Consider the following 12,723-nt stretch of genomic DNA (forward strand, 5'->3'; position numbering starts at 1 on the left):
TACTCGTCTGCCCTATTTATCGGTGATCACTTCTACCCACCTTCCGGCCTTGTGGGCGTAGATGGTGTCATCGTACATGGCTTCTACTGAAGTGGCAGGCATATAAAATTTGCCCTGGTAAGATGCATTGAGCAACACCCTGATCACGATTTGTTTGCTTGCCTGCAAGTCGAAATAATTCATGACCCTGTCGTCACGAATATCGGTATAGTCAGGTTTTTGCCCATTGCTCGCATCTTCAGTGCCTTCCAGTCGGGTATTAATAATTTCCCAACCCGAAGGAAACAGTTGAGTGAGCGCCATGTCTTTGTACAGTCCCTTTTCTCCCGGGTTTCGCACAACAACCTCCGCCATGAAGTTTGTCCCTTGTTTTAGCCTCGATACATCAAGACCGTCGCCGTCCATGGTTTTGTAGCTGACGATCATGCTCAGGTTCTTCTCGCCTGCAATTTCGCCGCCCTCAATCGGAACACCTTTGCGGATGATCCTTGCGAAGATGGGAGCACTTCCGTTATTGGTTATTTTGATCGGCTGCTGTTTGTCGGGCGTTTGAAGGTATACCTGGGTCACATAGTCCTTTCCTCCCGCCGGAGAAAGCTTTCCGCCTACCTCCAAAGCTACTGTGAGCGATTCCTCCAAAGGAAAGTCCTGCACATATTTGGCAATGGAAATAAAGCAATAAGCCGTTGTTTGCGTGCTCATCCAGTTGTCTTTATTGCCCATTTCTTTGGCTATTTTCTGTAGGATCCCAAAGGCATCTTCTTTCCTTTTGAGCTGCAGAAGTGTTTCCATGATCATGGCCTGGTCCCTCATGGGTGAGCCGTAGGTGTAGTAGTAACGCCTGTTGTTGTCGGGTTCAACTTCTGATGAGAGACCTTCGACAAGGCCGGTTGCCTGCTGATCAAATCCAGCCAATGCATAAGTCAGTGCAAGTCTCCAGCGGGCTTCTCTTTGCAGGTTTGCCTTCTCCTTCATCCTGTTCATAGCGCCCACTGCAGGGCTGCCAGCCAGTGCCAGGGTATACAGCCTGTAGGCCTGGATGAGGTCGTTGTCTTCTTCGCCGCTCAGGCTTCCCCATGCGTCCGCTTTCTGGGTTTGGAAATTGGTCCATGAAGCCAGCATACCTTCTGGCACACTATAACCTTTTTTCCGGGCCTCAATAAGGAAGTGACCGGCATAGTTGGTGCCCCAGAAGTTGGCATAACTGTTGCCGGGCCAGTACGAGAAGCCGCCACTGCTCAACTGGAAGCTTTTCAGCCGGTTAATGGCAGCATCGATATTTTTTTGCACTTGCATTTTCTTGTCATCTGGCAGGGTAGTCAGGTTATCAAGGTAGAGCTGCGCAAATACCGAAGAGGTGGTTTGTTCGATACAGCCATGCGGGTACTGGATCAGATAGCCCAGGCGCTGTTCGATATTCAGTGGTGGCAGTGTACTTAGCTCGATGGCGCCTTCGTTCCTTCCCGCCAGGCCAATTGGCGTGTAATCCAGACTCCAGTTCTCGCTCGCACCAAGCACCTTTTCCACCACCTGCGTTACCGGTGGGTTGCGTGGAATGATGTTCATCTCAATATCGTAGCTGGCAGTGAGGCTGCCTGAGGTGGCCGTTACCTTCACTTTGCCTACACCCAATACCTCTTTCGCTTTCAGGTCAAAGTAAATGACTTTGTCGCCCTGCCCACTGAACGTGACGGACTGCTCGGCGGCTCCGTTGAGCGCTAGAGTGCCCGTGGCTTCTACTTTCACTTTGGCATTTTTTACATTATTGTCCAGGGCAAAAACATTGACAGGCAGCTTCATCGTTTCTGTTGGCCCGGCTACTCTGGGTAAGGTAGCCAATATCATTAGCGGCTGCTTTACAGGCGTGGCCTTGTCGGCGAAACCATATGCTCCGTTGTTGGCAGCGATGACCATGGTTTTTACACTGCCGATGTATTGTGGCAGCTTGAGGTTGTGCTTGGCAGACTTGCCAGCCTGAAGGTAGAACGGCCCCAGGTACATAACCACCGGCTTGAACCTGTTAGCTTCGGTTTCTTCCTTGGCTTCTATGTCGCCGTCACCGCCTACAGCCAGAAGGCGCTCTATTTTGCCGGCAAAAGCACCCATCACGTCGTCATATACGTCCCAGGTTTTAATACCTAATGCCTCTCTGGCGTAGAAAGAGTTCCAGGGGTCCGGTGTTTTGAAGTTGGTAATATCCAGCAATCCTTCATCAACAACCGCAATGGAGTAGGCCATGGCCTTGCCACCCTTTTCTGATACCCCGATAGTGAAAGACTGCTCGGGACGTAAATCGTCTGGCATAGCAATTACAGGCTCAAGCCTGGTGCCGGGGTCAACCACCTTCACCGACTGCACACCGTATAACCTGATGGGCAAGTCATTTGATGTTTGACCGTGAGGTTGTAGCATCGTAAGGTTGATGTAAAAATTTGGAGCCATGTCGCTGGTAGCTTCAAAGTCAACAGCAGTGTTGCCTTCCTTGGCTTCCACCCAAAAGGTTTGAAGTACTTTGCTTCCTGATTCCAAGCTTACCAGTATGCGGTTACCGGCCGTAGTAGGTATGGACAAAGCGATTTTTTCGCCCACTTTGTATTCTTCTTTTTCTATACCAAAGTCGAGCATGGAAGAGCCACCCAGCTCACCTCTTTTGCCTTTACCAGCCCAGCCCGGCCAGTCGATGTAGACCACCTGCCCGGCAGAGTGCCCTGAGATAGGATCTTCCACCCGCACGAAATAGCGGCCCCATTGTGGGTAGTCTATCCGGAGATTCCAGGAGCCCTCACCGTTGTTGGTGTCTACAAACCCTTCTTTGATAGGGTCACGGTACGACCGGCCCACATAGTTGCTGATGGCGTCGTAGGAATTGTCCCACCACCATTTCCAGTCCAGCTTAAAGAGCTGCACCTTCACATTGCGCCGATTGATAGGGTTGCCATCAGCGTCGACCGATGCGATGCGGATAGCATGGTCTTTATCGGTAAGGATGATACCCCGCTTGTCACCTTCCGGAGTTTTTACACCTACGAAGGTTGAATACGGATAGTAAGGCATGCTGACGTTGCTGATGCTGAAATCGCCACCTTCTTCATATACTTTGCCCAGAAACCTGGCATTGAGAGCACCAGGAGCATTGTTAGGCTCTCCCAAATTGATGTTGATCCGGGAATATCCATCAGCATTCACCCTGCCTTCGTACACCATTTCCCGCTCGGAGTAGAAGTCTTTTGAGAGGTCGTCGAAGCTGTAGTTGGGGTATTTTTTGAAAGTGGTTTTAATGGGAGATAAAACCAGTTCAAACTCCGCTTTCAGGTTGCCCGCCTTGGCGCCGCTAAGCCAGCGTACATTCAAGTCGCCGGATGCTTGCTGGTCGGAGGAGGTGAACACGCTTTTGTTGAAATTAAGCTCTATTTTGAGCCTATTGGGCTTGATGGTTTCTATTTTTATCTGTTTGCTGAAGGTGGCGCCGCCTACTTTGGCTTTGGCCAACCAATTGCCCGTAGGGGCGTCTTTGTCTGTGAGCAGATCAAAGCGATACATGTCACCCACCGGCTGAGAGCTCACCTTGCGGGAGTAGAGCTGTCCCATGGGGTTCCACAGCTCCATGATCACAGGGTGCTCCGAAGGGAGCGTCTCCTCAATGTCTTCCAAAATAAATCCAAGGTGCAGGGTATCGGCCGGCCGCCAAACGCCTCGTTCGCCGTATATAAAACCTTTGAGGCCGTTTTGAATCCGCTCGCCAGTGACGTCAAAATTGCTCAGAGACAATGAGCTGCCGTCGTCAATTTTCAGGTAGCCTACCTGATTGTCTTTTTTGGCGATAATAACGAAAGGATTCCCCTTGCCTTGTAAGATCACTTTGCCGTCGCCGTCGGTCTGACCGGAGCTTAGCAACTGCTGTTGGTAATCATAGGCTTTTACTTCGACGCCCGACATGGGCTGAACGTTCACCAGGTTAGTAGCAAACACATGCAGGTTGCCATCGTCTCTTTTCTTCGCAATGAGCCCCAGGTCTGAAGAGAAAAGTACCTTTCTGATAGAGCGTCGGTCTCCAAAGTACGAACTGGTGCATGGATTGTCCCGGTCTTCATATCGGTAGTCGTCGCTGTAATAGTCCTCGTAGCCGTCCCAGTAAGACTCTTCCTCTTCTGCTCCCCAATCTTCCTCTATATCATCCATTTCTTCAATGGCGCCGCCCTCAGCAGTACAGAAGTAGAGTGAATATTTCTTCCGGAAGCCTATCTTTATTTCATAAACCGCCCCGGGAGCAGTCTTAATGATTTCCTCAAGATTAAGTGTGAAACGATTCCATTTATTGAGATTCGTTACTCCGGAGTTGTTGAGCTGGATAACAGTTTGCGTGACGGGGCGCCCCACCCTTCGAAGCTCATAGCGGCCACCCATGTTGTTTGTTTGCAGGTATTGCAGCATGTTGTCCTCAAACACCCTGGTGACTGTAACGTCGACTGCGCTGAGCCCAACCGCTTCAAAAGGCAGGATGACCCCGTTTGTGCTGGGCAGGATAGATTTCCCCGAGGTGTCGACCAAACGTATCTCCGGTTTGACCTGCACCATTTCCAGGCTGGTGCTGTAGTCTTGTTTCAGGTTGTAGCCAGCAATGTTTTTGAGAGAATTGTGAATAGTGACCTCTACTGAGCCCTGAAGAGTAGAGGTAGGGTAAATTTTTAATTCATTTAAGCTGATAACAGTGCGATGTCTGTTGCTGTTACCGGCTAGCTGGATGAGGCCCTGAAGCGCTTGCCTGTCGTCCAGCGGGTCTGAAAAAAGAATAGAGATGTAGTCCTCTGCTCCGGTCACAAATTTACTCGACAGCACCGAGAAATCGCTTAAAGAAGGCACCTTCACCTCCTGTTCTTCCGATTTTTCGGCGCCAATAGACGTGCCATTGAAGGCCAGGGTCACAGTGCTTTCCTTTTCGGAGCGGGTAACTTCTTCTACAACAAATGCATGCATGTTGTTGTCGCCGTGCTTCCAGGTAACCTTCAGGTCTTTACCACCCTGAGTGGCTTTCAATACATTTTCTACGTTCTCAATATCCGCAAAGTCGGCGGTCTGTACCTGGCCGTCAATCCTCATCCTCTTAAGGTCTTTTTTGTCGTAAGGCTGGAGGTTGTTGACTATTCCGTCGAAATTTTGGATGAGTGTTTGAAAGGTGAACTTAAACTCACTTCTGTCGCCGGGCACATCCTTGAGCACCTTGCCCAGACTGAAAATAGCTTCGTATTTGGTGTTGCTGGGAAGGTATTCGGATGGAGTGTAGACAATTGTGCGATTATCTTCCCAAAGCGCTGTTCCCTTCATTGATGGGGAAAATTTGAAAAAAGAGGCATCAACAGCTTTGCCTGCCAGCGAGTCTCCGGCTGATTTAGTGAGCCGGATTCGGATAGATGAGGTACGTGAAATCACACCACCGGTGAAAGAGGAAATATAATCTACATAGAGATTCTTGGGGCTGCTAAAGTCGTCTTTTCTGGCGGCCGGGCCTGAGCCGCCGCAGGCAGTCAAAAGGTAAAAAATAGCAGAGCAAGCAAAAAGTTGTTTTAATACACGTTGCATAATGATGAAATTTTTCGGTTGGTAAATTAGCTACTGAAAATCAATTTGAGAGTGACCTTGTTGTAAATTAATTATTCAGCACGCTATATCTTTTAGAGAAATATAGTATTTCGCTACCGAACATATTCCTTTTTGCGTAAATAATTCTATTGTATTGAAATAGTCAGCCAAACCATATAAGGCACGGGGATTACCTCATCGGGGTTTCTGACCAGCTCTTTTAGTTTTTCGTTAGTCACGAAGCCATGCTTTTCGGTCGAAAGATCAGTCAGCGCATAGCCGTAGGCGGCAAGCAGATCTTCAAATGGGCCGTAAACATGATGATCTATCATGACCTGTCTGATCAATTTATAGTCCAGCTTCTTGCCATTTTTGTTCACATGCGCTTTCCACTCACCGGAAGCATTGAAGGCGGCTATTTGGTTTTGAAGCACGTCGTCATATTCCAGCGGATAGCCAATGTTTGCCGATGTTAAGCGAATAGGGATGAGCTGTGTGGCACTGTCCCATAATATGCGGATGTTAGGTATTTCGTCGGACAGGTTTGTCCTGTCCCCGGTGTTTTTACTGACGAAGTAATTTAGGAAAATTGCCGTGTCTGAATCACCGTTCTTCCGAAAGGTCAATGACCGGTATCCATCATCTAAAGTCAGCTTTAGTGAAATGGACCTAAAAGAAGTATCGACCTCAATCTGCCCCCGGCATAAATGCGAAATGGGTAGCAATAAGATGAGAAGATATGCCTTTAACGACACTGTTTTATTCTTTGTAATAAGCTCCAAAAAGAATCATCATTTCATCGGTGCTTCTCAGCCCGAAATGCAGGCTGCGATTTTCCTGGTTGTCATAAGTAGTCACAAGTTTCAGGCCACCTTTAGCCGGAATCACCAGCGGCGGATCAAGCTGAAGAATTGGTGGATGTTCCCAGTCGTAGGAGATGTATACCAGCTTGCCGTCGTTTTCACCGCCTATGGCATACACCCTGAACTCGGTCATATGGCTGTGTGCATGCGACCAAAGCTGGAAGATTGTCCTTTCCTCATCAAAGCGAAACTCTTTGGTAAGGCTCGTTTTCGTCTTTGCGGGGATATTGATATTGTCGTTGTTCAGGTTAAGAATTTCAGCAACATGCGCCACCTCTTCCTCTTTTGTTGTGTAAATATTGGCGTACACCTCACCTACAACCGCCTCATTTGTTTTGTTGGCGTAGTGGCTGTTCATATCGAACCCTGAGTTGGCAGGCACCTTCAAAGCCACCCCCTCCGGAAATGCATAGCGCATGCGTGGCCATTGCGTGCCTGTAACGAACTGGTGATAGGCCATGACAAGCAAAGTGGAGATAACATATTCGCCTTTGGCGTCATATACGTCTCTGATATAGTCGGACTTGGGCACAAAAAGCTCCGGGATGTTATTTGTATAGTTGTAAAGGATAAAATGGTGGCTGCCAGGCCGCATGCTGAACTCCACCTCTTTGATGAAGATGGGGTCGGGATTATTGAGTAGCTTATAAGAGAACATTTCCCTGTCGGTATTGGCTGGCACATCAAACGGGCCGAGGTGGAACTGAATACCCTCAGCAGGCACCGCCAGTGGTTCGAATGGAAGCACTTCAAAAGTAGTGGTGTCTTCAAGGATCGACCGGTCGACGATCTCTCCGTCTTTCGGAGCGCCATTGATGATCCACTGCCTGATGAACTCAAGTTCACCGTTAGTCAGCACACCTCCAAGTGGCATGAGCGAGCCGTATTGCGGGTGATCCTGGTAAAAATGCTCCTGATCATGTATGTTGATTTTTTCCCAAAGGAAGCTTTTGTATAGACTTTCAATGCCTTTGTCTCCCACTAGCTGCAAGCCATCGGCTTTTGCGGCTGCGTTGTTGGGGGTTCTGTTGATGAGCTGTTCGTACGACTCCTCTGCCGAAAGGATCAGGTCCGATTGCTTGGCGAATGTGGTGCCGGGCGAGTGGCAGCTCAAGCAGGATGCGTCCCATATTTCTCCCTGTATTATTTCGTAGGTCGATGTGTAGCTGGCTAATGGGTCTTTTGGAGGCTCTTCTGTTCTGTCGCAGCCGACGCTTAACAGGAGGGCGATAAGGCAGATAACTGAGCTTTTTACTTTCATAACGAGAGGGCTGTGTATAAAAATAGTGAATAAACCTGACTTTGCCGGGCATCAGTTGGTTTTCCCAGGGCAAACGCATTTAAAACTATTTAACTTTGAAATTCTTCTTTTTTACCCTTCCAGGTCGGCCCGTTCCACGTCGGTAACCCTAAAGGGAACGAAGAATTTAAAAGCTGTTACGGCCGGTCAGGCTCACCCTTTAGGCCTTATGATTGTAAAAGCATAAGCTTCTATGCAATTTAGTTTTGGATAGACATCAACACTTGTCAAACTAAAAAGATAGAAGCTTATGAAAGGTAAAAGTAAAGAATTGAACTTCGAAGGTCAAAAGGTATTCGTTGGCATTGATGTGCATTTAACCAGTTGGAAAGTGACCATATTATTGGAACAGCTTACACATAAGACGTTTTCACAGGATCCGAGAGCTGAGACTTTAGCCAGCTATCTAAGGAGAACCTTTCCAGGGGCCGAATATTATTCAGCCTATGAGGCAGGATTTTGCGGTTACAGTGTTCACCGATCTCTGGAGGCATGTGGCATACACAATATTGTAGTCAACCCAGCAGACATTCCTACCACAGATAAAGAGAAGAAACAAAAGGAGGACAGCCGAGATAGTAGAAAAATTGCACGCTGTTTACGTACTGGAGAATTAGAAGCTATCCATGTTCCAGACAGGGCTATAGAAGAACTTCGTGGGCTGGTAAGGTACCGTAAAACTTTGGTCAAGGAAATCAGTAGAAACAAGACCAGGGTCAAAGCTTCTTTACATTTCTATGGTATTGAAATTCCGGCAGAACTGGACTCTGCATCACGCCACTGGTCAGCTAATTTCTCCAAATGGTTAGCAACCATAAGGCTATCGACAGATTACGGCCATACCGTAATAGCCGACACGGTGGATACAGTTGATCATTTACGGTCTACACTACTCAAAATCAATAAGCAGCTAAGGACAATAGCTAAAAGTGAGGCGTATGCTCATAAAATTAACTGCCTTAAAAGTATTCCCGGAGTAGGACTGGTTGTGTCGATGACTTTGCTTACAGAACTCGAGCAGATCAACCGGTTCAAGAACCTGGATAAACTTTGTGCTTATATTGGACTGATTCCATCTACTAATTCTTCAGGAGATAAAGATCGAACAGGAAGCATTACACCCAGAAGCAATAAACCATTGAGAGGGGTACTTATTGAAAGTGCATGGGTTGCCAGTAGAATTGATCCTGCTCTAGCTCTGGCTTATAGTAATTTGTGTAAGCGAATGAAGCCAAATAGAGCTATTATTCGAATAGCTAAAAAGTTATTGAATCGTATAAGGTTTGTATTGAAAAATGAAACAGAGTATGAATATGCGGTGGTTAAATGAAGAGACTATCATCATAAAACAAACTTCACTTGAAAGACAGCTACTCAGCCCTTGCGATGCTAAATTTTAGTATTCGTTTCCTTTAGGCTGCTGCTTTCATTCATAGAAATTAAACAAGGAAATGCGGCTTACTAGTCCGTTGATAGAAGGATGTTTTTATGATGATTTATCATGACTAACAAGGAACATGGAGGCAAAGTATTGCTGGCCACTTTTTGGATTACAACATAGAAGGGCCGGGGTGGAAAAACAGCTTTGAAAATAATTTATCTAATTTGTTTTAAATGCGTTTGCCCTTTTGGTTTTCTCCATCCATTTACTCGTTTGAATTCATTCGAATAATAGTTATAATCACCTCTTTTAAAACCTACTCTTTCATGAAAATTACACTACGCCTACGCTTTTTTATTGTCCTGCTAGTCCTTTTTGCAGGGTTTCTCCACCTCCAGGCACAACCGCTGCCGACTGCCAAACCCGAAGAGGTGGGCATGTCATCGGAAAGACTCCAACGCCTCAGTACCGTGTTCAAACAATATGCGGACAACAAGAAGATGTCTGGCAATGTTATTTTGGTGATGCGAAAGGGAAAAGTGGTATACCATGAAGCGTTTGGTATGAGAGACATCGAATCCAAAGCCGCTATGCCAAAGGATGCGATTTTTCGGATTGCGTCGCAAACCAAGGCCCTTGTTAGTGTTTCGATCATGATGCTTCAGGAGGAAGGGAAGCTTTTGATAACTGATAACGTAAGTAAATACATTCCTGAGTTTGAAGAGACCACGGTTGCTGTGGCCAAAGAAGATGGCGTGTATGAAATTGTGCCGGCGAAAAGGCAAATCACGCTCAGAGACCTGCTCACTCACACAGCTGGCATCGGTTATGGTGGAGGGCCTGCCAAAGATAAATGGGAGGATGCAGGCATCACGGGGTGGTATTTTGCCCATAGGGAAGAACCTGTTGGCGCCACTATTGCCAAAATGGCTTCCCTGCCTATGGATGCGCAGCCAGGGGAGAAATTTGTTTACGGCTATAACACCGACATCCTTGGTGCAGTGGTGGAAAAGGCGTCGGGAATGCCGCTGGATCAATTTATTAAAACGAGGATTACCGATCCGCTGGGAATGAATGATACGCACTTTTATTTGCCGAAGAGCAAGGTAGGTAAACTTGCAACAGTTTATTCGGCGTATGCAGACAGACCAATTGAGAAATCACCGGTAACGGGCACCATGGTGAGCCAGGGTGCTTATGTGGATGGGCCAAGAACCAGTTTTTCTGGTGGAGCTGGTTTGTTGAGCACAGCCGACAACTACGCCAGGTTTTTGCAAATGACGATGAACGGAGGTGAGCTCAATGGCACAAGGATTCTTTCACCTAAAACCATTGAATTGATGACGGTGAGTCATACAGGTGATATTGAATTTCGGGACGGACAAGGGTTTGGTCTTGGGTTTTCCGTTGTGGAGGATTTAGGTGAAAGAGGCATTCCCGGCTCAGTGGGTGAATACGGCTGGGGCGGTGCCTATGGCTCAACTTACTGGGTAGACCCCAAAGAAGAGCTGGTGGTGGTCTACTTCAAGCAGCTTATTCCGACTGCGGGCTTGGACGATCAGGCCAAGCTAAGAGCGCTGGTGTACCAGGCGATTTTGGAGTAATTCCATTGGGTAGGGGTTCAATGTTTTTCCGGTGGTGTAACCTCTGTTGGAGAAAGTACTCAGTTTGTAGTTATTTGATATTATGATGAAAAGAATAGTCCTGAACCATATCCTAGCTGCCCTTACAATTGTATCGATTTTTACTTCGTGTCAGTCATCGTTTGACGCCGATTCTGGAAAGACGGAAATCACGAAATGGCACCAAAACAAAACTGGTGCGGTTTCCCTCACATTCGATGACGGCACCGTCCACCAGTTTACTATCGCCATGCCTATGCTCGACTCGCTTGGCATGAAGGGCACGTTTTACATCATCACCGGCAAAATACCTGAGTCGCAGTACCGGGGCACCTTCATCGGCAGGCCGGGAGAGGAGATCATTGCGGAAACTGCCAAAATACCAACGAACAAGGATAATCTGCTCGAGCGGGCGTCGGCCATTGGCTTTCTGGGCTATGAAGGGGGCCTGGATTATCACACCAGAGCCGGAGCTGCAGTCGATGCTGAAAATGTGGACAAGGCCATTGAAATCATTGAAGAAGGATATGCGAAGATCAGGGCTGGTAAGCTTAAGAAGGTAGGGCCACCTACCAGTTATAGAGAGGCTAACGACACCACTACCTGGGAGCTGTACCGTCAGTACGCCGCCAATGGACATGAGATTGCCAGCCATACGGTTACCCATCCAAGGCTGGCCATCCTCGACGAGCCAAACATACTTTACGAGCTGGAAAAGAGTAAGGAAGAGATTGAAAACCAGATAGGCGCCGATTACATATTTTCAGCGGAGGGGCCTTATGGTACAGAGCATGAGCATTCGGTTGAGTATGTGCTCAAGGTGTACGAATCGGCTCGGAACAGGATGCCTGAGCCGTTTCTGGCCGAGCTTAACAGGGGTTCAAAAGAGTCGCCTGCTGAAGGAAAAGAGGGGAAGGAGTATGTGCAGTGGCAGCGGGGACCTTTATTCAAAACCCCAATGGAGCTGATGAAGTCGTGGGTGGACACCACTGCTGCCCGCAGTGATACATGGCTCGTATTGGTGTTCCACGGCGTTGAGGGTGTTGGCTGGGAGGCCAAACCCAAAGAGCAGTTGAGAGAGTACTTTGAGTACATAGCCAGTAAAAGAAATGATGTGTGGGTAGCCCCTTTTGTTGAGGTAACACAATACATCAGAGAACGGATGGCTGCGAAAGTCAGCACAAAGATTGATGGCAGCACTATCGTAGTGAACCTGACACATACCCTTGATCCGAAGTGGTATGGACACAGCCTGACACTCAAAACACTGGTGCCAGATTGGGAAAAAGCGCAAGTGAAACAGGGTGAGACAATACTTGCGGCCCGAATGACGGAGGAGGAAGGGAAAAAGTACGTGATGTATGAGGCTTTACCTAATGGCGAACCGATAACGATCAGGGAAATGGAATAGAGGATAAAGTGTTCAGAACTTTTTTTTAAATACCGCCCATTTCAGCCAGCACGTTCACTGTCTTCCAGTTTCTGGTAGTAGCACCAACTTTCAGTTTAGACTCAAAAAAGGTATTGTTGATCTTTGTTCGGCCATAGCCGCTGGGGCAGTATACGTACACTTCTTTTCCCGTCAACACAAAGCGATCCGGGGCGTAGTCGTAGGTCAGCAGCTTATCCACGTTCTCCTGCTTTGGCAGCTCGTCAAGGAAGGTCACGTGCAGCTTGTCAGGTTCTATTTCCTTCTCATTAAGAAAGGGATTTCCCTCAATCACTTTTTTTATATCGGCCTGAGTGCTAACAAGCACAGGTACATCGAAACCAAAGCGCTGGCTGATGGCCACTTCAATAGCCTTCCTGATTGCTGAGGGAGATTTTTCTTCAATCGAAAAAGCCACGTTGCCGCTCTGGATATAGGTCTTCACTTGTTCATATCCCAATGACTCGTATAGTGCTTGCAGCTCTTTCATGGGCACCGGCTTGTGCCCGCCAACATTGATGCCTCTGAGGATGGAGATGTAGGTAGTCATG

The 12,723-nt window shown here is 47.7% G+C and carries 7 protein-coding genes; 3 read left to right on the top strand and 4 right to left on the bottom strand.

Annotated features, from left to right (window positions below):
• Positions 1-12 precede the first annotated feature (12 nt).
• The 3 genes from RT717_RS07225 to RT717_RS07235 all read right to left on the bottom strand — a co-directional run bounded on the left by RT717_RS07225 (position 13) and on the right by RT717_RS07235 (position 7,701).
• Positions 13-5,577 carry an alpha-2-macroglobulin family protein gene (locus tag RT717_RS07225; protein ID WP_317491068.1) on the bottom strand — a complete coding sequence of 1,855 codons (5,565 nt, stop codon included), beginning with the start codon at positions 5,575-5,577 and terminating at the stop codon, positions 13-15.
• Between the two features lie 146 nt (positions 5,578-5,723).
• The gene (locus RT717_RS07230) at positions 5,724-6,332 is read right to left on the bottom strand and encodes a hypothetical protein (RefSeq protein WP_317491069.1); all 609 of its coding nucleotides are present in this window, start codon (positions 6,330-6,332) and stop codon (positions 5,724-5,726) included.
• 4 nt (positions 6,333-6,336) lie between these two features.
• Positions 6,337-7,701, bottom strand: a complete 1,365-nt coding sequence (locus RT717_RS07235) for a hypothetical protein (RefSeq protein ID WP_317491070.1) — start codon at positions 7,699-7,701, stop codon at positions 6,337-6,339.
• Positions 7,702-7,990: 289 nt separating this feature from the next.
• Between RT717_RS07235 and RT717_RS07240 the strand changes: the two genes are divergently transcribed.
• From RT717_RS07240 to RT717_RS07250, 3 genes are all read left to right on the top strand, one after another.
• The gene (locus RT717_RS07240) at positions 7,991-9,070 is read left to right on the top strand and encodes an IS110 family RNA-guided transposase (RefSeq protein WP_317488055.1); all 1,080 of its coding nucleotides are present in this window, start codon (positions 7,991-7,993) and stop codon (positions 9,068-9,070) included.
• 377 nt (positions 9,071-9,447) lie between these two features.
• Complete coding sequence (locus tag RT717_RS07245) at positions 9,448-10,725, top strand: serine hydrolase domain-containing protein (protein ID WP_317491071.1); 1,278 nt, start codon at positions 9,448-9,450, stop codon at positions 10,723-10,725.
• Positions 10,726-10,807: 82 nt separating this feature from the next.
• Positions 10,808-12,154, top strand: coding sequence for a polysaccharide deacetylase family protein (locus RT717_RS07250; protein ID WP_317491072.1), 1,347 nt, complete (start codon positions 10,808-10,810; stop codon positions 12,152-12,154).
• Positions 12,155-12,179: 25 nt separating this feature from the next.
• Here RT717_RS07250 and RT717_RS07255 read toward each other — a convergent pair whose 3' ends face one another.
• Positions 12,180-12,722: a DUF1697 domain-containing protein gene (locus tag RT717_RS07255; RefSeq protein WP_317491073.1), complete on the bottom strand. Its 543-nt coding sequence runs from the start codon at positions 12,720-12,722 to the stop codon at positions 12,180-12,182.
• Position 12,723 lies beyond the last annotated feature (1 nt).

The sequence above is a fragment of the Imperialibacter roseus genome (assembly GCF_032999765.1).
Taxonomy (GTDB): domain Bacteria; phylum Bacteroidota; class Bacteroidia; order Cytophagales; family Cyclobacteriaceae; genus Imperialibacter; species Imperialibacter roseus.